The 20,231-nt window shown below is 69.1% G+C and carries 23 protein-coding genes, 1 tRNA gene and 1 pseudogene; 16 read left to right on the top strand and 9 right to left on the bottom strand.

The window, feature by feature from the left end; translation table 11 throughout:
* The first annotated feature begins 215 nt into the window (after positions 1-215).
* Together AC5WS8_RS34320 and AC5WS8_RS34315 are read left to right on the top strand one after the other, a co-directional pair.
* Positions 216-596 carry a HEPN domain-containing protein gene (locus tag AC5WS8_RS34320; protein ID WP_496107429.1) on the top strand — a complete coding sequence of 127 codons (381 nt, stop codon included), beginning with the start codon at positions 216-218 and terminating at the stop codon, positions 594-596.
* Positions 572-1,711, top strand: coding sequence for a hypothetical protein (locus tag AC5WS8_RS34315; protein ID WP_496107428.1), 1,140 nt, complete (start codon positions 572-574; stop codon positions 1,709-1,711). The genes AC5WS8_RS34320 and AC5WS8_RS34315 overlap by 25 nt, the downstream gene beginning before the upstream one ends.
* Positions 1,712-2,049: 338 nt before the next feature.
* Here the strand turns inward: AC5WS8_RS34315 and AC5WS8_RS34310 are convergent, their stop codons facing one another.
* Genes AC5WS8_RS34310 through AC5WS8_RS34295 form a run of 4 tightly spaced genes read right to left on the bottom strand, consistent with a single transcriptional unit; the run spans position 2,050 to position 3,647 of the window.
* Complete coding sequence (locus tag AC5WS8_RS34310) at positions 2,050-2,427, bottom strand: hypothetical protein (protein ID WP_496107427.1); 378 nt, start codon at positions 2,425-2,427, stop codon at positions 2,050-2,052.
* Positions 2,424-2,771 (bottom strand): hypothetical protein, encoded by a 348-nt coding sequence (locus AC5WS8_RS34305; RefSeq protein WP_496107426.1) that lies wholly within the window; start codon positions 2,769-2,771, stop codon positions 2,424-2,426. Before AC5WS8_RS34305 ends, AC5WS8_RS34310 begins: the two co-directional genes overlap by 4 nt.
* Complete coding sequence (locus AC5WS8_RS34300; RefSeq protein WP_496107425.1) at positions 2,765-3,193, bottom strand: ATP-binding protein; 429 nt, start codon at positions 3,191-3,193, stop codon at positions 2,765-2,767. Before AC5WS8_RS34300 ends, AC5WS8_RS34305 begins: the two co-directional genes overlap by 7 nt.
* A 46-nt stretch (positions 3,194-3,239) precedes the next feature.
* Positions 3,240-3,647, bottom strand: coding sequence for an NUDIX hydrolase (locus tag AC5WS8_RS34295; RefSeq protein WP_496107424.1), 408 nt, complete (start codon positions 3,645-3,647; stop codon positions 3,240-3,242).
* A 107-nt stretch (positions 3,648-3,754) separates the two neighbouring features.
* On the opposite strand from AC5WS8_RS34295, the gene AC5WS8_RS34290 reads away from it, so the two are divergent.
* Entirely contained in the window at positions 3,755-4,543 is a 789-nt protein-coding gene (locus AC5WS8_RS34290; RefSeq protein ID WP_496107423.1) for a GntR family transcriptional regulator, read from the top strand.
* A 58-nt stretch (positions 4,544-4,601) separates the two neighbouring features.
* Here AC5WS8_RS34290 and AC5WS8_RS34285 read toward each other — a convergent pair whose 3' ends face one another.
* Entirely contained in the window at positions 4,602-4,967 is a 366-nt protein-coding gene (locus AC5WS8_RS34285) for a hypothetical protein (RefSeq protein WP_496107422.1), read from the bottom strand.
* Between the two features lie 228 nt (positions 4,968-5,195).
* Between AC5WS8_RS34285 and AC5WS8_RS34280 the strand changes: the two genes are divergently transcribed.
* The 10 genes and pseudogenes from AC5WS8_RS34280 (at position 5,196) to AC5WS8_RS34235 (ending at position 11,346) form a co-directional block, all read left to right on the top strand.
* Positions 5,196-5,552 (top strand): SCO3933 family regulatory protein, encoded by a 357-nt coding sequence (locus AC5WS8_RS34280; protein WP_355899868.1) that lies wholly within the window; start codon positions 5,196-5,198, stop codon positions 5,550-5,552.
* Positions 5,552-6,928: an FtsK/SpoIIIE domain-containing protein gene (locus tag AC5WS8_RS34275; RefSeq protein ID WP_496107421.1), complete on the top strand. Its 1,377-nt coding sequence runs from the start codon at positions 5,552-5,554 to the stop codon at positions 6,926-6,928. The genes AC5WS8_RS34280 and AC5WS8_RS34275 overlap by 1 nt, the downstream gene beginning before the upstream one ends.
* Before the next feature lie 88 nt (positions 6,929-7,016).
* A complete protein-coding gene (locus AC5WS8_RS34270; RefSeq protein ID WP_496107420.1) occupies positions 7,017-7,670 on the top strand; it encodes a DUF2637 domain-containing protein in 654 nt (217 codons plus the stop codon).
* 3 nt (positions 7,671-7,673) lie between these two features.
* Complete coding sequence (locus AC5WS8_RS34265; protein WP_496107419.1) at positions 7,674-7,859, top strand: hypothetical protein; 186 nt, start codon at positions 7,674-7,676, stop codon at positions 7,857-7,859.
* A gap of 2 nt (positions 7,860-7,861) precedes the next feature.
* A complete protein-coding gene (locus tag AC5WS8_RS34260) occupies positions 7,862-8,053 on the top strand; it encodes a mobile element transfer protein (protein ID WP_496107418.1) in 192 nt (63 codons plus the stop codon).
* Between the two features lie 13 nt (positions 8,054-8,066).
* Positions 8,067-8,261 (top strand): hypothetical protein, encoded by a 195-nt coding sequence (locus tag AC5WS8_RS34255; RefSeq protein WP_496107417.1) that lies wholly within the window; start codon positions 8,067-8,069, stop codon positions 8,259-8,261.
* 25 nt (positions 8,262-8,286) lie between these two features.
* Entirely contained in the window at positions 8,287-8,532 is a 246-nt protein-coding gene (locus tag AC5WS8_RS34250) for a SpdD protein (protein WP_496107434.1), read from the top strand.
* Positions 8,533-8,671: 139 nt separating this feature from the next.
* Positions 8,672-9,985, top strand: coding sequence for a replication initiator (locus tag AC5WS8_RS34245; protein WP_496107416.1), 1,314 nt, complete (start codon positions 8,672-8,674; stop codon positions 9,983-9,985).
* A pseudogene (locus AC5WS8_RS34240) lies at positions 9,978-10,189 on the top strand (excisionase family DNA-binding protein). Before AC5WS8_RS34245 ends, AC5WS8_RS34240 begins: the two are co-directional and overlap by 8 nt.
* On the top strand, positions 10,189-11,346 hold the full coding sequence (locus AC5WS8_RS34235; protein WP_496107415.1) for a tyrosine-type recombinase/integrase: 1,158 nt from the start codon (positions 10,189-10,191) through the stop codon (positions 11,344-11,346). The pseudogene AC5WS8_RS34240 and the gene AC5WS8_RS34235 overlap by 1 nt, the downstream one beginning before the upstream one ends.
* An 81-nt stretch (positions 11,347-11,427) precedes the next feature.
* On the opposite strand, the gene AC5WS8_RS34230 is transcribed toward AC5WS8_RS34235, so the two are convergent.
* Positions 11,428-11,500: transfer RNA gene (locus AC5WS8_RS34230), tRNA-Arg, on the bottom strand.
* Positions 11,501-12,036: 536 nt separating this feature from the next.
* Positions 12,037-13,821, bottom strand: coding sequence for an acyl-CoA dehydrogenase family protein (locus AC5WS8_RS34225; RefSeq protein ID WP_496107414.1), 1,785 nt, complete (start codon positions 13,819-13,821; stop codon positions 12,037-12,039).
* Positions 13,822-14,141: 320 nt separating this feature from the next.
* Here AC5WS8_RS34225 and AC5WS8_RS34220 point away from each other — a divergent pair, with 320 nt between their 5' ends.
* The 3 genes from AC5WS8_RS34220 (at position 14,142) to AC5WS8_RS34210 (ending at position 16,960) form a co-directional block, all read left to right on the top strand.
* Positions 14,142-14,816, top strand: a complete 675-nt coding sequence (locus tag AC5WS8_RS34220; protein ID WP_496107413.1) for a ScbR family autoregulator-binding transcription factor — start codon at positions 14,142-14,144, stop codon at positions 14,814-14,816.
* Between the two features lie 178 nt (positions 14,817-14,994).
* Positions 14,995-16,227, top strand: a complete 1,233-nt coding sequence (locus AC5WS8_RS34215) for a cytochrome P450 family protein (protein WP_496107412.1) — start codon at positions 14,995-14,997, stop codon at positions 16,225-16,227.
* 100 nt (positions 16,228-16,327) lie between these two features.
* The gene (locus AC5WS8_RS34210; protein ID WP_496107411.1) at positions 16,328-16,960 is read left to right on the top strand and encodes a ScbR family autoregulator-binding transcription factor; all 633 of its coding nucleotides are present in this window, start codon (positions 16,328-16,330) and stop codon (positions 16,958-16,960) included.
* Between the two features lie 200 nt (positions 16,961-17,160).
* Here the strand turns inward: AC5WS8_RS34210 and AC5WS8_RS34205 are convergent, their stop codons facing one another.
* Positions 17,161-18,828 (bottom strand): IclR family transcriptional regulator domain-containing protein, encoded by a 1,668-nt coding sequence (locus tag AC5WS8_RS34205; protein WP_496107410.1) that lies wholly within the window; start codon positions 18,826-18,828, stop codon positions 17,161-17,163.
* Between the two features lie 114 nt (positions 18,829-18,942).
* Positions 18,943-20,217, bottom strand: a complete 1,275-nt coding sequence (locus AC5WS8_RS34200) for a M6 family metalloprotease domain-containing protein (RefSeq protein WP_496107409.1) — start codon at positions 20,215-20,217, stop codon at positions 18,943-18,945.
* Positions 20,218-20,231 lie beyond the last annotated feature (14 nt).

Below are 20,231 nucleotides of genomic sequence, written 5' to 3'. Positions count from 1 at the left end.
CACTGCACCCCCACCGGCATCAGCCACGCTGCCCGGTGGCGACGTCCGTCAGAGCATGCAGCAATGACGGAACCGTGGTGACGAAGCTTTGGGGCCCAGGGAACGCACCAGCAGGCGGCCTCAACGGGCCGGGGCCAGATTGGGCGGTCTGAGCGCTCGGACCCGGCCTGGGCGTAACGACCCCACACAAGCACGGCTCTGGGTAGCCTGCCTCCGTGCAGCCGGACAGCATGGCGAAACTACGCAAGGCCGAAGAGTTCTTGGCCGTTGCCGACACGGCCTTGTTCAGCGAGTGCTTCGACGCGACCGTCAGCCTCTCAGTTTCGGCAGCCATTAACGGCTCTGATGTTTTGTGCTTGGAGATTCTAGGCAGATACTCTACCGGGAAGGGGCACGACGAAGCGCTATCCCTTTTACGGAAGTGCGGAACGGCAGGGTCTGCAGTTTCACGCCACCTCCAAAAGGCACTAAGAATAAAGACAAAGGCGCAATACTCCTCCGCGAGATGCCTCAAAAAGGAGGCCGAAGATACATATAAACACGCAGAAAGATTGATCGACTTGGTAAAAACATGGATGAAGCAGAACGGAAGATAGGTGGGATTCTCGGGATGGCTAGGTGTTTCGTAATCGGACCCATCGGTAACAAGTTCGCTTCGATCGACGATCCCGGGCGCCAGATCTACGAGGACTCTCTGCAAGTCTTCGAAGAAGTGATTCAAAGGGCCTGCGAAAAGGTTGGCATCGACCCGGTGCGGGCGGATCAGATCGCCGTTGCAGGGGAAATCACCGAGCAGGTATTCCGCCACCTACTCGAAGACGACGTAGTTATTGCCGACGTAAGCGGCGGCAACCCGAACGTTATGTACGAGCTAGGCCTGCGCCACACAACCGGAAAGCTCACTATCCAAATCGGCGAATTCGGTCAGCTCCCCTTCGACATTACAGCGATTCGCACCATCCAATTCTCGCGCTCGCCTAGGGGGTTGATCGACGCGAGGAAGGAGCTGGAGAGGGCGCTGCAGGCAGGGCTGCTTGACGGGCAAGATCCCCTTACAGCTACGCGGGTCTGGCAGGATGTGCAGAGCGGAAAGCCAGATGTTGAGCTGCCCTCGCCCGAATATTCGGTGACAGAGGCGCTAGAGGATGACGAGCCGGGCCTCCTGGAAATGATGGGACAAGTGGAGGACGGGCTGCAAACCATGGTTGATGATGCAAATAGCATCACTGAGGCCATCGAACAAATTGGCATGATTACAGAAGCCTCCGGAACTGAGATGGAGAAGGCTAATCAGTCCGGCGCGCCGAACAGTAGCCGTCTTGCGCTCGTCGCTAAGTACGCAGCCAACATCAAGGAACCGGTCGAAAAACTCGAAGAGGCTTCCGACAGTTTCGCGAGCCACATGAGCTCGATCAACGGCGGAGTGAGAGCTCTGCTGCAGATTATCCAGGCTGCCGAACCTGATGACCGTCCCGAAGGGTGGAACGATTTCTTGGACCAACTGATCGGCATGGCCGAGTCATCACGCGAAGGGATGGAAGGACTGAACTCGTTCGGTGCTGCTGCAGAAGGCATGGGTTCCCTTAGTAGGCAACTTCGCGGACCGGGGAAGAAGATCAATGCTGCAGTAGCCAACATGCGCAAGGCGATCGCCGATATTGATGGTTGGGAGCGTACTGCTCGTTCCATCCAGAACGCGACGAAGGCGTAGCGAGTTTGGCCGGTGGCCTGCCTGGGCTGGGGTCGAGCATGGTCAGGAGGTCGTGCGCTGGTTGATAATTTAGGCGCTCCTCTAGACCGGCCCGCAATGTGCACGAGTGGCCCCTTGGTCTTGCTCCACGCGGGACCCGGACCGGGGGCTAAAGCCGTGGAGCCAGCCGGCCCAGCCCAGATGCGCCCTTTCTACGCCAAACTACTGATGCTCTGCGAGCGGCACGGGCGCCGGCCGGGCTGGAGCGGGACGGAGGCAGGAGCGCAGGCCCGGCCGGTGGTCGGGCCGCGCGCGGGGAGCGGAGCGAGCCGCCTTGAACCCGTAGAGAAAGTTGTAACTCAGTCGGGGGCGTGGGGTTTGAAGTCGTAGGCGCACGTGGGTAGTTCGGCGTCCAGTCGGTGTGCGAGTGGCAGGAAGAGAACCGGTCGGATGGTCCATGTCACGCGGGTGCTGGCGTGGGTGATGGTCACCGTGCAGGGCTCGGCTTGCAAGAGGGCTCGTCTGGTCTGGATGCGGCCTTCGTACAGCCATTCCCACGCATCGTCGGAGGCTTCCGGGTCGAGTGCTGGAGAGATGGTGCGGAGTGCGACTGCGATCCATCTGTCGGCCTGGGGTGCCGAGTAGGCGTCGAAGGATGCCAGGAGTGCCGGCGGTCGGTCGTCGTTGAGGTCTTGCGTCCAGCATTCGCACCAGTAGCCGCGAACGGGGCCCTTCACGATGCCGCTCCTCGGGGGTAGGCCACGAGTACGTAGCGGGTGCTGTCGTCGTAGAGGGTGAGCTGGTAGGGCGTTCCGGTGGCCAGGTAGGCGAGGGCGCGTTCTTGCTCCGCCTCGTCGGTGAGCCAGTGGCGACCTGGCTGCGCGTATGCGGTGTCGAGTTGGTCGGTGATGTGGCTCGTGCGTTCCCGGAGCCAGCGCGATGCCAGGCGAGGGCTCGCGGCGCGGTGCGATCCCAGTGCGATGGATCGGACCTCGTGCAGAGGGTAGGCGGCAGCCCAGCATTGGTATGAGGTGTGCTGTCCGCCTGCGGTCGACTCTTCAGGCCTGGTCGACGTCAGCACGGGCGTCCTCCTGGCCGGGGCTGCGTGAAGAGTTCCGCGGTGACCGTGTAGCCGCCGTGGCTGTCGTGGACGACGACCCGGTGTGCGATCGCGCTGACCATTCCTAAGCCTCGGCCGTGCACTGCGTCCTCCCCGGGGCGCTCGACCTTGGGGGCGGAGTCCGTCCCGCCGTCGTCCGTGACCGACAGCGCGATCACCTGCGGTGAGACAGCCAGCGCCAGGTGGAAGCGGCCGGATGCCTGGCCGCTGGCCGTGTGCAGAATCGCGTTCGCGCTCAGTTCGCTGACGATCAGCTCGGCGTCCTCGGCCAGGGGTGAGCCGCGCAGGATGTCCCGCGTCCAGCGGCGGGCCCGGCTGACCTCTTCCGGAAAACCTGGGCAAGTGAGTCCCCAAGTCCGGACCTGACTCGTATACTCGTGCATACAAGTTCCTTCGTGCTGATAGGCCGCCATGTGCAGCGGGTTCGGGCTAGACGAGTTTCACGCCGTCATGGGCGCGGATAGCGGGTGGAGACGCCGCGTCCATCGCGTCCAGGACGCGAATCGCGTACGCCTCGTCGGCGAGCTCGGTGACCTCTTCACGGGTGACCCAACGCAACGCCCGGGTCTCGTCACCAGTGGTGGGGCTGCCGTCGGCGGCCTCGCAGCGGAAGACCAGCGAGACGATCAAGCCCTTCATGTTCTTGTAGACGCCGGTCAGAGTCGCGGGAAGCGCGATCTTGATTCCGGTCTCTTCGAGAACTTCACGCTGGAGAGCCTCAGGGATGGTCTCCTCGCGTTCGAGGACGCCGCCCGGGGGCTCCCAGTGGCCGTTGTCACGGCGTTGGATCAAGAGGGCTCGGCCCTGGTCGTCGACGACGACTCCGGCAACGCTCACGGAGTGCGGACGGTCAGTACTCACAATCCCCTGCCCTCTCGGCTGGCTAGGCTCTCCACCGTAGCAACAAGACTCGGCCACTCGTCTAGATACCTAAAGGAGTACTCGTGAGCCCTCTCCCTTCCGGCCTCCTCGGCGACCTCGATCCCACGAGCGACCGTGCGGTCTTCCGCCAGATCGCCGACCAGTTGCGCGAGGCCATCGATCGCGGGCGGTTCAAGGAGGGCGACAAGCTGCCCTCCGAGGCCGATCTTGTCGAGCACTACGGGGTTTCCCGAATGACGGTCCGGAACTCCTTCTCCATCCTCCAGGGCGAGGGCCTGGTGCACGCCGAGCACGGCAAGGGCGTGTTCGTACGACCACGCCCCCCTGTGCGACGCCTTGCCTCAGACCGGTTCGCCCGGCGGCACAGGGAGCAGGGGAAGTCCGCGTTCATCGTCGAAGCGAACGCGGCCGGCAGTCACCCACAGGTCGACAGCCTGGAGGTCAAGGAGGAGAAGGCCAGTCAGGACGTCTCCGCCCGGCTCGGTTCCGTGCGGCGTGTGCTGGCTCGTCGGCGCCGGTATCTGCTGGACGGGCGGCCGGTCGAGTTCGCCACGTCGTATCTGCCGCTCGACATCGCGCGCGATACGCCGATCGCCGAGCCCAACCCTGGCCCCGGCGGCATCTATGCCCGTCTCGAAGAGCTGGGCCATCGCCTCGACCACTTCGAGGAGGAGATCCGGGCCCGGATGCCCTCGCCTGCTGAGGTCAAGACGCTCCGGCTGGCGTCCGGCGTGCCGGTCATTCACCTGATCCGGACCGCCTACGACACCGAGGGTCGGGCCGTGGAGGTCTGCGACACGGTGATGGCGGCGGACGCGTACGTCCTGTCGTACCAGCTCCCGGCGACGTGATCGCATGAGCGGCAGTGGTCTTCAGTGCCAGTGCTGTGCGGGCGGACGCGTGGCGACGCTATGCGGTGGGTGGTTCTGCCGCGTCAGTGGTGGGCAGCTCGAACATGGAGCCGATGTTGTTCCACATGAAGCCTTCCCGCCAGTCCGGTTTGCTGGCCGCCCAGCCGAGGAGCGCCTTCAGGACCTTCTCCTGCGAGACGGTCTGCGTCTGGTAGTGCTCGGCGGCGACACCATCGCGGTACTCCAACTGGTAGGTGTTGTTGTGGCGCATCAGGACCTGGCTGTACCAGTCGCCCAGGAGATCCTCGTCTTGCCGCTCAAGAATCAGGTGCCCGCCGCGCTGCAGGTTGGCGAGCATGGTGCCAATGGCCGGCTTCGAGGGGCGCTTGACCACGTGGCCCCGGGCGTTCGTCGCAATCAGCATGGACAGATCCTGTCGGATGGGTCTGACAGTCGCCTATCGCAACGGGTGGGCGGGCTCGCTGCGTTTCATGAGTCGACCGTCTGGAGTGGCCGCTTCCTCGAACTCGTACACCCCAACACGCTTACTCGTATAGACGAGTGGGCAAGTTGTGTGGCAAGGTAGTCGCGCGATCCCGGAAGTCGGGTTCGCACAACGCATCATGTATAGACGAGTAGATAGGAACGTGTCTTGCGTACCATCCGTGTGGAGACCTCGGCCGCGACGATCCTGCTGACCGAGGCGCCCGAGCCCAAGGTCCGCGACCGGCAGACCGGCGAGATCGCCAAGGACGCGAACAGCGGTGAGGCGCTGATGACGATCGGCGTCGTCTACATCGAGGACGGCGAGTCGTCGCTGATCAAGGTCACCGTCCCGGAAGGCGGCATCTCGGAGGGGCTGACCCTCGGGGCGCCGGTCTCGCTGCCGGGACTGGTGGCCCGGCCGTGGGAGAGCGTCTTCAACGGGCAGCAGCGCCATGGCATCGCTTTCCGCGCCGCCGCCGTGACTCCGGCCGCCTTCCCAGCAGCCTCGGGGGCCGCTGCCTGATGACCGACCTGACGACGCTTCTGGAGGTTGGTGGTCCTGTCGCCGCGCTCGGCGGCGGGGCCGCCTACGCCCGGGCCCAACACCCGGGCGTCTACTGGTCCACGATCGGTCTTCCGATATCAACGGTCCGGCTGCTGAGCTCGTACAGCTCGGTCATGGAGGCGTGTGGGCTGACCGTGGCGCCGTCCCGGCTGCGGGTCCTCGCGATCAAGGCCACCACCCGGCGTGAGGTCCGTCCCGTTCCGCCGCGTCGGGGGATCATCCGGCCCACGTCGACCGGGCTGCGGCTTCGACTGAGGCTCGCTCCGGGACAGGAACCCGCCGATGTCGCCGCCTCGGCCGAACGGCTGCGGCACGCCTGGGGAGTGCACGCCGTCTACGTCACAACCATCAAGCCGGGCGTCGTCGAACTGCGGCTCGTCGGCTTCGACGTCCTGCGCAAGGTCCGAATGCCGCGCAAGATCGAGGCAGGCTTCCTCAAGGTGCCAGTGGCACTGCGGGAAGACGCCACACCCTTCGTGCGCGACTACCGGACCATCCCGCACCAACTGACCCTTGGGGCCACGCTGTCGGGCAAGTCCATGTACCTGCGCCACCTGATCGCCGGACTCGCCCGGCAACCGGTCGCTCTGGTCGGCGTCGACTGCAAGCGGGGTGTGGAGCTGGCACCGTTCGCGCCGAGGCTCTCGGCCCTGGCCACCGACCCGGAACAGGCGGCCGAACTGCTGCCTGCGCTCGTCAAGGAGATGGAAGACCGATACGACCTGATCAAAGCCCGGCAGGGCATCGCACCGGACACTCCGGAGGAGGAGATCACCTCGGACATCTGGGGACTGCCCGAGAGCGAACGCCCGGTACCGATCGTGCTGTTCGTCGACGAGGTGGCAGAACTGTTCCTCGTCGCCACGAAGAAGGAGGAGGAACGGCGCGACGAGATGGTCACCCAGCTCATCCGTCTCGCCCAACTCGGCCGCGCCGCCGGCATCTACCTGGAAGTGTGCGGACAACGCTTCGGCGCCGAACTGGGCAAGGGCGCCACGATGCTCCGGGCCCAGTTGACCGGCCGCGTCTGCCACCGCGTGAACGACGAGGCGTCCGCCAAGATGGCGCTCGGCGACATCGTACCCGAGGCGGTCATGGCTGCCTGCGCCATCGCCCCCGAACGCCCCGGCCTGGCCGTCGCGGGAGACACCTCCGGTGGCTGGTCCCGCATCCGCACGCCGTACCTCTCCCTCGGCGACGCCGCCAAGATCTGCCAGGACTCGGCCCACCTCGTGCCTGACGTGCCCTCTCTCAAGCCGTTCCAGCCCGACGTACCCGCGCGGCCGGTCGAGAAATCGGCACCGGCTGCCCGGCCGCTCCCGGCGACCGACTGACCCTCCCACCTGCCCCGCACCGGTCGGCGTGACCGCCTCACGCCAAGTCCCTACCCCTCCCATGCCTGAACCCGGAAGGAGCCGCATCGTGCGCGCCCAACTGGCCCGCGTGGACGCGGTGCTCATCCAAGCGGTCATCGCCGCAGCGCTGTCCTTCGCCCACCTGCACGACATCGCCTCGGCCGCCGGGCAGGACGGTTGGAAAGCGTGGGCCTATCCCATCTCGGTCGACCTGCTGCTGGTCGCCGCCTGGCGCCGACTGCGGGCCACTGACGCGAAAACGGCCGGGTGGTGCTGGTTCGTCATCGCGCTCGCCGCCTCCCTCGGCGCGAACGTCGCCACAGCCGGACTGCTCGACGTGCACCAGGTGCCGGCCTGGCTGCGCATCCTCGTCGCGGGCTGGCCCGCGGTCGCCTTCCTCGGCGGAACCCTCCTCGCACACACCGCGCCAACGACGACGGATGAGCCCAATGCCGAAGCAGCCAAGGACATCGAGGACCAGGAGGACGCGCCCGAAGCGTCGACCGAACCTCCTGCGCAACCGGCTTCCGTGGAGCCACCGCCCGAGCGTCCCGCCGTGCCCGTCCCGGCTGCCCTCGTCGAACACGCCCGCAAGGTCGCCGACGAACACCGCACCCGCACCGGAACCCCCATCGACACCCCCACCCTGCGCGCCCGGCTCGGCGTCCCAGTGCCCATGGCCGAAGCCATCGCTACCCACCTCACCCCGACAGGGAGCTGACCTGTGCCCCTCTTCAACTTCAACACCGCCTCTGACTACCTCGACGCGGCCCGCCAGATGGCCGTGAGCGGCCGGACGGCACTCGCCCGGCTCCTCGCCGAAGCCGCCGCCGAGCTCACCTCCGACCCCGCAGAAGCGGCCCGGATCCTCAACGACTTCCCCGCCACGAACCCGCGACAGGAGGACTGACAGTGACCGCCAACCGCCGCTTCCGCGACGTCACCCGCATCGGCCCCGTACAGGTCGGCACGTTCAACGACCGCCGGGGCCGTGAGAAGCACACCGCCGCCTGCACGGCTCCCCGCTGCGGCTTCTCCGCCGACTACGACAGCCGCGCCGCCGCCGAGCTCGCCGCCCGCACCCACCGCTGCCCCGTCCGCTGAAAGGACACGCCCCTTGACCGTCAGCCTGCCGCTCGTCGTCGTCCTCGGCCTCTTCGCCTGGGGAGCGGTCAAGTTCCTCGGCGTCCGCACCTGGATCGTCGTCGTGATCGCACTCTTCGGCTTCTGGCTCTCGCACACCTTCCTGGCCCCGGCCATCGAGTCCGGCACCCGCTCCGGCGTGGACGTCATAAACGGCACACATGACTAGACGAGTAGATGAGGAGAGCTTCGCTGTGTTCCTGCCCAAGTACCCCGACAACCCCACGCCGCCGCCCGCACACACCCACTCTCCGGTCGATCCGGCGTCCGCACGCCGAGCGCTCCCGCGGGTCCCCGTCAGCACCGGCGCGGTAGCGGCCGTGGTCGTCGGTGTCGTGGTCCTCACCGCGCTCCTGGCCGCCGTCGCCGTCTCCGCCATCTCCGTGGCCATAGCCGCCGTGGTCCTGCGCTCCCTGCTCCGAGACCACCACCGGCGCTGAACGACGCCTGACACCCGGGGCGGCACGACACGACCAAGCATCCGCCGCCCCGGGGCCCATCCCTCTCGACCGTGCCAGTCAGAAGGAGACAGCCATCATCACCGGCACCACCCCGCCCCCGCTCCCGGAACTCGCAAGGATGGCCCAGCACGGCACCCTGCCGGGTATCCTCCGGCAGCTCTCCGGGCTCGGCGGCTGCACCAATCCCATCCGGCTCGACGGCCACCGCACCGAGTACGACGTGGACACGCGGACCGGCGAGATCGGCCGCGTGCTCCAGCACCTCGACTCGTCGGAGCTCCCGGCCGGTCAGCTTCTCGTCCGCTGTAACAACCGCCGCACGACCCGCTGCCCGGCCTGCGCGGAGGTCTACCGCCGCGACACCTTCCACCTGATCACCTCCGGCCTGCGCGGCGGCAAGGGCATTCCCGAACACGTCGCCGCGCACCCGCGCGTCTTCGCCACCTTCACCGCACCCAGCTTCGGCCCGGTGCACAACCGCCCGACCGGCCGGGCCGGCACTGTTCGCCCCTGTCGCTGCGGTGTCCTCCACGACCAGGAGGACGCCGACCTCGGCACCCCGCTCGACCCGGACACGTACGACTACGAAGCGGCCGTTCTGTGGAATGCGCACGCCGGTGCGCTTTGGCGGCGCTTCTCGGTCTACCTCCGCCGAGAGGTCGCCAAGCGTGCGGGGCTGTCACAGCGGAGGTTCCGCGACCACGCCCGCGTGTCCTTCGCCAAGGTCGCCGAGTATCAGAAGCGCGGCGCCGTCCACTTCCACGCCGTCATCCGTCTCGACGGTCCCGGCGGGGGAGACACCCCGCCTCCGCCCTGGGCCACCGCAGAGCTGCTGACGGACGCCATCCGTGCCGCCACTGCAAAGGTCCGCGTGGACGGTCCGGTCATCGACGGCCGCGCGCACGTCTTCAGCTTCGGCCGCCAACTCGACGTCCGCACCATCCGCTCGGCTGACTTCAGCGGCGGCCAGGAGCTGACCGAGCGGGCCGTGGCCGCGTACATCGCCAAGTACGCCACCAAGGGCGCCGAGACCGCGACGGGTGCCCTGGACCGGCCGCTGAAGTTCGTCGCAGAGCTGGCCCAGCTCGACATCAGCGACCACGCCCGCCGCCTCATCCGGACGGCATGGACCCTGGGCGCACGCAAGGACCTCGAACACCTCCGGCTGCGCGCGTGGGCCCACATGCTCGGCTTCCGCGGCCACTTCTCCACCAAGTCCCGCCGCTACTCCACGACCCTCGGTGCCCTGCGCGATGCCCGCGCCGAATGGCGCCGCGCCCAAGCGGCAGCAGCCAACGGCCCCGAGCCCGACACGACGTACGTCCTCGCGCACTGGGTGTTCGCCGGAACAGGCCTGTCGTCCGCCGAAGCCTGGCTTGCCGCCTCCCTCGAACCCGCCCCAGGAACGGAAGGAGAACCCACTCGTGGCTGACCGCTACCTCACCGTGGCGCAGGTTGCCGAAGTCCTCGGCACCACTGAACGCTTTCCGCGCCGCCTCATCGCGGAGCGGCGCATCACGTTCGTCAAGGTCGGCCGGCACGTGCGCATCCCCGAGAGTGCGTTGGGTGCGTTCATCGATGCCCACACTGTTCAGCCGCTCGGCCCCGCGGTTGCAGACTGCGGAGGGCCGCCTGATGGCCAACAAGAAGGGACAGCGCCGCAGCTTCGGTTCCGTCCGTCAGCTTCCCTCCGGTCGCTGGCAGGTCCGCTATCGCGACCCCGAGACGGGGCAACTTCGTCCAGCCGAGAAGACCTACCCGACGAAGTCGGATGCCCAAGTCGCCCTGACCCACATCGAGGCGGACATCACGCGCGGTCAGTGGTCCGACCCGGATGCCGGGGCAGTGAACTTCGAGGAGTACGCGACGGCATGGCTGCGGGACCGGAAGCTGGCCGACCGTACCCGCGAGCGGAACGAGTCCGTGATGCGGCTGCACATCCTTCCGACCTTCGGCGCGGGATCGGTGGCCGACGTCACCACCGCTCGCGTACGGAGTTGGCGAGGGAAGCTCCTGGCTGCCGAGATCGGGGAGCCCACGGTGGTCAAGGCGTACCAACTGCTGCGTGCGTTGATGAACACGGCCGTGGACGACGAGCTCATCCGACGCAATCCTTGCCGGATCAAGGGCGCGGACCGCTACGACGTGCCAGAGCGGCCAGTACTCACGGTCGGGGAGGTCTTCGCCGTCGCCGACGCCATCGCACCCCGTTACCGCTTGCTCGTCCTCCTGGCGGCTTTCACCACTCTCCGCTTCGGAGAGCTGGCGGCCCTGCGGCGCAGGGACATCGACCTGGATGCGCTGACCGTGACCGTTCGGCGTGCGCAGGCCGAGTTGCAGAACGGCCGGCTCTTCGACAAGGCCCCGAAGTCCGCGGCCGGGGTACGCGCGGTGTCGTTCCCCGCCGAACTGCTCGACGAGATCACACGCCACCTGGAGCAGTACGCCGCTCGCGGCCGTGACGGCCACGTCTTCGTCGGTCCGCAGGGCGGACAACTACGCCGGAGCAACTTCCGGGACGACTGGGTCAAGGCGCGGAAGGCTGCGGGCGTCACGGCCGAGCTGCACTTCCACGACCTTCGGCACACGGGCAACACGCTCGCCTCGACGGCCGGGGCCAGCACCCGGGAGCTGATGACCCGCACGGGCCACAGCAGCTCGCGGGCCGCGCTGATCTATCAGCACATGACCAGCGACCGTGACCGGACCATCGCCGACCAGCTCGGCGCCATGATCCGGGGCGGTGGGGGAGCGGCCTCTGCCTCCTCCGAGGAGGACCCCGCAGCCCCGTAGTGGCACGCCTGTGGCACGCCCCCTGAAACGCCGAAGGGCCAGCCTGGGAGGAAACCCCTCCTGAGCTGGCCCTTTCTTCTGTGCCCCCGGCAGGATTCGAACCTGCGACACCCGCTTTAGGAGAGCGGTGCTCTATCCCCTGAGCTACGAAGGCCGGGTCTTGCTGGGGCATGGCCGAGTACTCCGAGTGAGTATTCGACCGCGCTCGGCAAGGTCGGGACCGCCGGTGGCGGCGGCCCTTGACAGGGTAGCGGATGGGGCGGGGCGGTGGGGGAGGCCCGGGGTCGATTTGTGATCTCCGTGGTGGGGTCGCGTCGTCGCTCGGTCTGGGGCTTCCGTGTCGGCGTCGGAGCAGTGCGGTCTTCGTGGTGGGGGCTGCGCTGGTGGACGGCCTTGGCCGCCGAGTGGTCGTGCGGGGGATGTGGGGCCGCGTGTCGGCGTCGGCTACGCCCCTGCGGAGTGGGCATTCCCTTCGGGTACTGCTCTTCGGGTACCGCTCTTGGGGGGGTGTCTCGGGGGTCTGCCCCGGATCCCCGGGCTCGCCCTCCCGGGGGCCGGCCTCCGGGGGCGGCCGGTCAATGGATCTGTGGTCTCGGAAGCCGGTCGGCGGGTGTTGTACCTGCCGCCTCGGCCGTCGCCTCGAGCGCGGTGCGGCCGGGGGCGGACGCCGTTGCTCCGCCGGGTCGTCGGCTACGCCTCCTTCATGGTCCGCACGACGGAGCCGCCGCTCGCGATCGGGATCGCCGACAGCATCTCCGCCGGGAAGTCGAAGCCGTCGACCAGGGTCATCATGTACGGCTCCAGGGCGGCGACGGATGTGTCCAGGGTCTTCGGCAGCGCCCGGACCTGGTCCGCGGTCAGGTGTCCTTCGACCAGCAGGTCACCGGTGTGCTCACGGATCTGGCGGAGCAGGAACAGGCGGCACAGGGAGCGCAGCAGATCACGGGTGCTGGGGTGCGCGGCCCTGTCGGCCGCCGCGATGAACGCGTCGGCCGCCTGCAGGCGGGCGTGTGCCGAGACCATCTCCAGGGCGGCGGCCGAGGTGACGTTCCACCGGCCGACCGGATCGCCGGACGGGCCCTCGCGCAGGGCGGTGCGGGCCCGTGCCTGCCAGAGCGCCTCTACCTGGGCGAGCAGGCCGCGCAGGAAGGAGAGGTCCGTGAGGTCGCCGGTCGGTACGGTGGCCTCTGTCGCCTGCGACCGGTGGCCGAAGACCATCTCGGAGGCGGCCTTCACCCAGATCACCAGGTTGTCGCCCTCGGCGGTGATGCCACCCTCGATGTTCGCCGCCAGGTCCGAGATGCCGTTGGCCGGGAAAAGGCCCTGCGCACCGCACCGTTCGCGGCACTCGGTGGTGATCGTGCGGGCCTGCCAGGTGATCCAGCCCTTGGCGATCGCCGCGAGCCGCTCGACCTCCTCGCGGTCCTCCTCGGTGTGCGCGGCGAACCGGTCCACCACCGTGCGGTGCAGGAACGTCATCGCGTACACCGTCGCCAGACCGTCGAGCAGCCGGCTGTGGTGGCTGCGGTGCGCGGCGACCGGTATGCGCTCCCCGGCCCTGGGGCCGGCGATCAGGCGGCTCTGGGAGTAGCGGACGGCGATGGCGAGCGCGGCGCGGGTCATGCCCAGGGTGCCGGCGCTCATGCACAGCTTGCCCATGGTGACGCGGTTGATGGAGCGCAGGAACCGTTTGCGCTTGTTGCCGAGCTTGCTGGCCAGGGTGCCGTCCGGGTCGAGGCGGCCGTGGTCGGCCTCCAGGAGCGCCTCGCGCGGCAGCCATACGTGGTCGAAGGACGTGAGGGCGTGGTCGACCGGGGTGCCGGTGCGCTCCGGCAGTCGGCGGACCGTCACCCCCGGCAGGTGCCCTCTCTCGTCGCTGAGCGGGGTGAGGAAGAGGAACACCCCCTGGTCCTCGCCGTCCACGACGAGCCGGGCGGCGACGACCGCGGTCTTGGGGCCGCCCGCAAGGGTGGTGTTGGGCATGAACTTCTGCGCGCCGGGCGTCGGCGTGTGCAGACGGAAGCCGCCGCCGGTGCGGTCGAGAACGGCGACGGTCTCCAGCGCGGCCACGTCGTTCCCGTGTTCCAGCTCGGTACAGAGAAACGTTCCTGTGTGGCGGAGGGAGCTGAAGGCGGACAGGTCGCGGTCCGCGTGGTCGTGGTCGACGAGGCTGCCGAGGAAGAGGTTGTAGTGAATGCTCGCGACGGTGGTGAGCCCGCCGTCCACCGGCCCGATCCACTCGTGCAACGCGGCCAGTCGGTGCGGGTCGGCGGCGAACCGCAGGGGATCGTCGAGGATGTCGTTGAGGATGTCGTTGAGGAGGCGCAGACGGTCGTAGGAAAGAGCGGTCCGCTCGGCCGCGGACAGGCCGGGCCGGTAGGCGAACGCCCGGCCGCAGATCGCCGAGCGCCAGACGCCGTGGGTACGATCACGGCGAGCGCCCTCGAAGAGGAGGCGTGCCAGATCGTCGGCCATCGGGTGTGCCTGGTCCTCGGCTTCCGCCGCTGACGTTGCTTCGGTTCCTGACGTCGTCTCGGTCCTTGGCATCTCGGACGTCATGACAGTCATTGAGCATCCCCTGGTGTGGGTCTGGTTCTCGAGTCAGGCGTGAAGCAGGTTCGAAGATACGTACCAACCGGTTTTCTTTTCAAGCCCTGTAGTGGCCTCGCAGGGCTCACCTTCCCACTGTTCAGCCCGTTTCCGCTCCTGAGGCGGCCGTTTGCCGCTGGGGAACACCAGGGTTGTAAAACCGTTTGCCTGGTTTTATTGTCCGGTGCGACGAGAGGGGACTGCTTGTGGCGCGGCAGGAACGGGCCATTCGTACGCGGCGGGCCATCCTGGTCGCCGCTGCTCAGGTGTTCGACGAGGTCGGGTACGAGGCGGCGACGATCTCCGACGTGCTGAACAGGTCGGGGGTGACCAAGGGCGCCCTGTACTTCCACTTCGGTTCGAAGGAGGAGCTCGCCCAGGCGGTCCTGGCCGAGCAGGTCTCCTCCATGCCACGGGTCCCCCAGCAGGAGCTGAAGCTGCAGGAGTCGCTGGACGAGGCGCTGCTGCTGTCGTACCTGCTCCGCAGCGACACCGGTGACCCGATCGTCCAGGGCAGCGTGCGCCTGACCGTGGATCAGGGGTCGCCCAAGGACCACCTCAACCGACGGGTGCCGATGCAGGAGTGGACCGAGCACACGCAGGCCCTCTTCGAGGAGGCCAAGCAGAGGGGCGAACTCCTCCCGCACGTCGACGTCGCCGCGCTCGCCAAGCTGTTCGTCGGCGCGTTCACCGGGGTTCAGGTCCTGTCGCGGATCATGACGAGCCGGGTGGACCTGGCCGAACGGGTGGCCGATCTCTATCGGTTCCTGATGCCGTCCGTAGCGGTGCCGGGGGTCCTGGTGCGCCTCGACTTCTCGCCGGAGCGGGGGCCGAAGGTGTTCGAAGCCGCGATGAGACTGCGCGAGGAAGAACGTGCGTAGAGGACGACCGGGCGTGGAGCACGGCTGCGCGCGGAGGGCGACTGCGCGCGGAGGGCGACTGCGCATGGAGCACGACTACGCGTAGAGGAAGAACGCGCCTAGAGGCAGAACGCGCACAAGGAAGAACGCGCGAGAGGGCCGGGCCAAGAGGATCGACCGACCGAACGGAGTGCACCCCATGGACGCGACCGCGTGCCCGTACGTTCTTGACGTGACCGGACGTGACCTGCCGGGAGAGACCGCGCGGTTACGGTCTCAGGGGCCCGCCGTCGAGGTGGAGCTGCCGGGTGGGGTGCGCGCCTGGGCCGTCGTACGGCAGAAGTACGTCAAGCGACTCCTGACGGACCCGCGGGTGTCCAAGGACGCCCGGCGGCACTGGCCCGACTTCATCGCCGGGCGCATAGGCGAGGACTGGCCGCTGTATCCATGGGTGGCGAACGAGAACATGCTCTTCGCCTACGGGGACAGCCATGCGCGGCTGCGCCGGCTGGTCGCCGCCGCCTTCACCGTCCGCCGCACCGAGGCGCTGCGGCCCCGCGTCGAGCAGCTCACCGGCGAACTGCTGGACGAGCTGGAGGCGCTGCCGGACGGCGAAGTGGTCGACCTGCGTGACCGGTTCGCCAAGGTGCTGCCGATGCGGGTGATCTGCGAGCTGTTCGGGGTCCCCGGGGAGCGGCGCGACCCGCTGTGCGCCGACCTCGAGTTGGTGTTCGGTACGGCCGTACCCGGCGACGAGATGGCCGCGGCGCAGGTGCGGGTCTTCGGGATGCTCGGCGAGCTGGTCGCGGAGAAACGAGCCCGGCCCGGCGACGATCTGACGACCGCGCTGATCGAGGTCCGGGACAGCGACGACGGCCGGCTGACCGAGCAGGAACTCCTCGGCACGCTCTACCTGATGATCGCCGCCGGCCAGGAGACGACCTGCACCCTCATCGCCAACGCGGTCGGCGCCCTGTGCGCGCACCCGGAGCAGCGCGCGTACGTCCTTCAGGGCCGCGCGGACTGGGCCGACGTGGTGGCCGAGACGTTGCGTACGCACGCGCCCGCCGCGTACTCGCCGATGCGGTTCGCCGTCGAGGACATCGACCTGGACGGGGTACGCATCGAGAAGGGGGATCCGATCCTGGTGTCCTTCGCGGGTGCGGCCTCGGACCCCGAGGCGTACGGGGACGAAGTGGGCGTCTTCGACGTGCTGCGGCCCGGCCGGAGGGACGATCCGGCCTTCGGGCACGGTGTCCACCGCTGTCTGGGGGCGCCCCTGGCCCGGTTGGAGGCGACGTCCGCGCTGGCGGCGCTCTTCACCCGGTTCCCGGACCTGGAGTCGGTAGCTCCGCTCGATGGGATCGAGCCGTTGCGGTCCTTCATCGTTCACGGCTACGGAGCCCTGCCCGTCGTGCTCCGCCCCAACTGACGGAATCGACGCATGCCGCAGAACCGGGGCACGTGAGGCGTATCAAACCGCACGGACGGTTTGTTATTCTGTGGGTACCCGCGCAGTAACGGAGCGTCTGATGGTCAAGCAGGAACGTGCTGTCCGCACGCGCAACGCCCTGATCGAGTCCGCCGCCGAGCTGTTCGGCCGCGACGGCTATGAGCTGGTGCCGCTGGCAGCGATCAGCGCCAGGGCCGGGGTCAGCAACGGCGCGCTGCACTTCCACTTCCCCAGCAAGGCCGACCTCGCCGCCGCGGTGCGGGGCGCGGCGGCCGAGCGGTTCGACCGGATCGTCTCCGCCGAGCGACCGCCGCTCCAGCTCGGCGGTGCGCTGCAGGCGCTGGTCGACACCAGTCACGCACTGCTGCTGAGCCTGCGTCATGACCTGGTGCTGCGCGCCGGGTTTTGTCTCGACGGGGTCGCCGATGACACCGGTAGTGGCGTCAGTCTCCACGATCGGTGGCACGCCTGGGTGGAGGACGTCGTCGCCCGGTGCGCGCGGGAAGGGCTGCTCTCCGACGTCGCACCCCGGGACCTCGTGGCCACGGTGGTGGGCGCGACGGTCGGTTTCGCCGAGTTGGGCGGGCACGACGTGCGCTGGCTGTCCCGCAGCACGCTCACCCGCTTCTGGTCGCTGCTCCTGCCGCGTATCGCCACGGCGCCGATGCGGCGCCGGGTGGTGGCCACGGGGAGACCGGCGGAGGTCGTCTGATCGGATCGGAGGCCGTCTGATCGCTTCGACCCGCTCCCTCGCGAGCGCGCCAGGCCGCGGACGCGCCAGGCCGCGAGCACGAGAGGCGCCGGCGCGTCAGGCCGCGAGCGCGAGGGGTTGCCGGCGCGTCAGGCCGCCCACGTGTCAGGCCGCGAGCGCGCCGGTTCGCGGGGCGTCGCTTCGTCAGGTGTTCGGCGCCGTCAGGTGTTCGGCACCTTCCGGAACCGCCCCGCCACCCGCAGGTCCGCCTCGATCCGCGCCGCCGTCGCGTGCAGTTGCGGCAGGATGTCCGTCACGCACTCCTCGGGCGTACGGCGGCTGCTGTGCATGGCCACGTTGACCGCCGCCACCACCCGGCCTCCGTGTCCCCGCACCGGTACCGCGATCGCTCGCAGCCCCTCCTCCAGTTCCCCGTCGACCAGGGCGTGGCCGTCGCGCCGTACGCGGTCCAGTACGGCCCTGAGCTCGGCCGGGTCCGTGACCGTCAGCCGTGTCAGCCGGGCCGGTTCGGACAGCGGCGGCTCCGGCAGGTCCGCCAGCATCACCCGGCCCAGCGAGGTCGCGTAGGCCGGCAGCCGGGTGCCGACCGTGATGTCGACGCTCATGATGCGGCGCGGGGCCACCCGGGCCGTGTACTGGATGTCGTCGCCCGTCAACACGGCCAGAGACGTCGACTCGCGCACCCGGTCGGACAGGGCGGTCAGATGCGGGGTCGCGATGTCCGACAGGGTCGTCCGTGACAGCGGCGGAAAGCCGAGACCCAGCACGCGCGGGGTGAGCCGGAAGAAGCGGCCGTGGGCGGTGACGTAGCCGAGGTGTTCCAGCGTGATGAGCGCCCGCCGTGCGGTGGCCCGGGCGAGCCCCGTCGCCTCGGCCACCTCCGTCAGCGTCAGCTCGGAGCGGCCCTCCCCGAAGGCCGTGATCACCGTCAGACCGCGGGCCAGCGACTCCACGAACTCCCGCCCCAGCTCCTGTTTGGACGCCCCCGTCCAGGCCGCGAGCCCCGTCGGCGCCGTGGGCACGGCGGGCGGCGCCTCGCGCAACTCCCGCTCCATCGCCGTGACCGCCGTGCGCAGCCGCGGCAGCAGCGCCCGGCGCAGATCGTCCGCCGTGTGCCGGCTGGTGTGGCTCACCACGCTCACCACACAGGCGATCCGGCCGCTCTCCTCCCGCACCGGCATGGACAGCGCCACCAGACCCGGCTCGATCAACTGGTCGTCCAGCGCCCACTCCTGCGCCCGCGCCCGCCCGGTGCGCTCCTCGAAGTCGTCGCCCAGGCCGTGGCCTGGGGAACCGTCGAGCGGGCGGCTGCGCGCCGGCACCGCCGGGAAGCTGCGGTCCTCGGGGTCCGCCGCCCGCCGCGCGTGCCACCGTGCCCAGTCGTCCTCGTCCCACTCGGTCGCGAACAGCGGCCCCGGAGCGGTGCGTTCCGCGGGCAGCAGGTCGCCGATGCGGAAGCTCAGCGACATCGCGCGGCGCCGGGTCGCCTGGTGGATGAAGCGGATGCCGTCCAGGTCGGCGACCGCGAGCGACACCGACTCGTCCAGCTCGTCGGCGAGCGCGTCCGCGTGCGCGTCCAGCAGCTTCGGCAGTCGCAGCGCCGCGAGGTAGGCGTTGCCCAGCTCCATCAGCCGCGGCGCGAGCACGACGTCCCGGCCGTCGAACCGTACGAACTCCATGCGGGCGAGGGTCGCCGTGATCCGGTCGACCGTCGAACGGGCGAGTCCGCTGGCCCGCTCCAGGGCGCTGAGGCTGCAGCTGCCGTCGGCGTCGGTGAGCCGCCGCAGCACCATGAGGCCGCGCATGAGGGGCGCGACGGCTTCGGCGGGGGCGGCGGTGTCCGGGGCCGGGGTGACGTTCGGGAGCATGGGGTCACGGTAATGCGGGGTCCGCCGCGTGCGCCGTGTCACCCACGGCGCACGGCGCCCTGACCTCCGGATGCCTCCCGTGGGGCACCTCCGGGTGCGTCATCGGCGGGTGCGTCATCGGCGGGTCACCCGGACCCTGTAGTCGCCGGACGGCTGCTTCGCCTCGACGGTGACGACGATCCCCTCCTTGGGGTCCGCGAAGCTCTGTCCGGGCACGAACGGCGCGTCGGACAGCTCGGCCTGCACGTTCGGGCTGCGGGTGCAGCCGCCGCTGTCGTGTGTGGAGTCGTAGACCTGGATGGGGCCGTTGCCGGTGTCGACGTCCGCGTCGACGCGGTAGACGAGGATGCCGGGCCGGCACACCGCCGCGTCGTTGCCCTCGTGGGTGCGCAGCTCCAGGGCGTAGCCCGCGCGGGGGCTGATCGGCAGGAAGATCAGTTTGCGGCCGCCGGCGCGGGCCAGCGGCGTCAGCGTGTAGGCGCCGGTGCCGTGTGCGGTCACACAGGCGATCTGCGAGTCGTCGAGCCAGCCGAGCTTCCACTTGTGCCAGGCGAGCATGTCGTTGTCGGCGCCCCAGTCCTCGCTCATGATGTCCCAGTGCCCGACGGCGGTGCCGCCCTCCTGGGTGTAGAGGTCGGGCAGGCCGAAGACGTGGCCGTTCTCGTGGGGCAGCACCCGGAAGCCGGTCTGCGGGTAGGAGCCGGAGCCGTCGTCCTGGCGGCTGTAGATGAAGGAGGCGTTGGAGACGGGGACACCGTCGGCGACCGGGGCCTCGGTGTTGCCGGCGAACGTCACCGACAGGACGGTGTCCAGGGCGGAGGGACCGGCGTTCGGGGTGACGAGTACGTTCACCAGGTCGTAGTGGCGGAAGTCGACCTCGGCGTCGGCGGCGGTCACGATGTCCTGCAGCAGTTCGCGGTAGCCGGGGTCGAAGGGCGCGCCGCGCTGTATCCCGTACGCCCTGAACGGCTTGGGCATGCGCAGCCAGTGACGTATCGGGGCCTCGGGGCGGTAGTCGAGGCGGCCGTAGGAGCTGATGGTGAACCACTGGCGGGTCTTCGGGAAGAACTCCGCGAGCCGGTCGAGCGGGCTGCCCCGGCCGGGGGCGTCGGAGAAGTCGATCATCAGGTTCAGGGCGTGGACGGTGCCGGTGGAGCGGGCGTAGCCGGTGGGGGTGGGCACGCTCTCCGGCATCAGCACCCGGTTGTGACCGTGGAGCATGCAGGGGCGCAGCGTCGAGGAGCGGGCCGGGGCTATGGGGCCCGCCGTCGCGGAACCCGCCGTCAGGGGTGCCGTGCCGGCGGAGGTGGAGACCGCCAGCGTCAGGACCGTGACCGAGGCGAGCGAGACCGCGCGACGCGGGCGTATCCGGCGGCGGGACGGCTGCATGCGGGGGCCCTTCG

It is taken from the genome of Streptomyces sp. PTL18 (assembly GCF_059510295.1).
The sequence above is the reverse complement of the archived record's forward strand: the minus strand, read 5'-3'. Positions and strand labels throughout refer to the sequence as shown.

Coding starts and splice junctions, on each gene's coding strand:
- AC5WS8_RS34315 (WP_496107428.1), top strand. CDS start 572: ATGGATGAAGCAGAACGGAAGATAGGTGGGATTCTCGGGATGGCTAGG.
- AC5WS8_RS34300 (WP_496107425.1), bottom strand. CDS start 3,193: ATGCACGAGTATACGAGTCAGGTCCGGACTTGGGGACTCACTTGCCCA.
- AC5WS8_RS34285 (WP_496107422.1), bottom strand. CDS start 4,967: ATGCTGATTGCGACGAACGCCCGGGGCCACGTGGTCAAGCGCCCCTCG.
- AC5WS8_RS34275 (WP_496107421.1), top strand. CDS start 5,552: ATGACCGACCTGACGACGCTTCTGGAGGTTGGTGGTCCTGTCGCCGCG.
- AC5WS8_RS34245 (WP_496107416.1), top strand. CDS start 8,672: ATGGCCCAGCACGGCACCCTGCCGGGTATCCTCCGGCAGCTCTCCGGG.
- AC5WS8_RS34235 (WP_496107415.1), top strand. CDS start 10,189: ATGGCCAACAAGAAGGGACAGCGCCGCAGCTTCGGTTCCGTCCGTCAG.
- AC5WS8_RS34225 (WP_496107414.1), bottom strand. CDS start 13,821: ATGGCCGACGATCTGGCACGCCTCCTCTTCGAGGGCGCTCGCCGTGAT.
- AC5WS8_RS34215 (WP_496107412.1), top strand. CDS start 14,995: ATGGACGCGACCGCGTGCCCGTACGTTCTTGACGTGACCGGACGTGAC.
- AC5WS8_RS34210 (WP_496107411.1), top strand. CDS start 16,328: ATGGTCAAGCAGGAACGTGCTGTCCGCACGCGCAACGCCCTGATCGAG.
- AC5WS8_RS34205 (WP_496107410.1), bottom strand. CDS start 18,828: ATGCTCCCGAACGTCACCCCGGCCCCGGACACCGCCGCCCCCGCCGAA.
- AC5WS8_RS34200 (WP_496107409.1), bottom strand. CDS start 20,217: ATGCAGCCGTCCCGCCGCCGGATACGCCCGCGTCGCGCGGTCTCGCTC.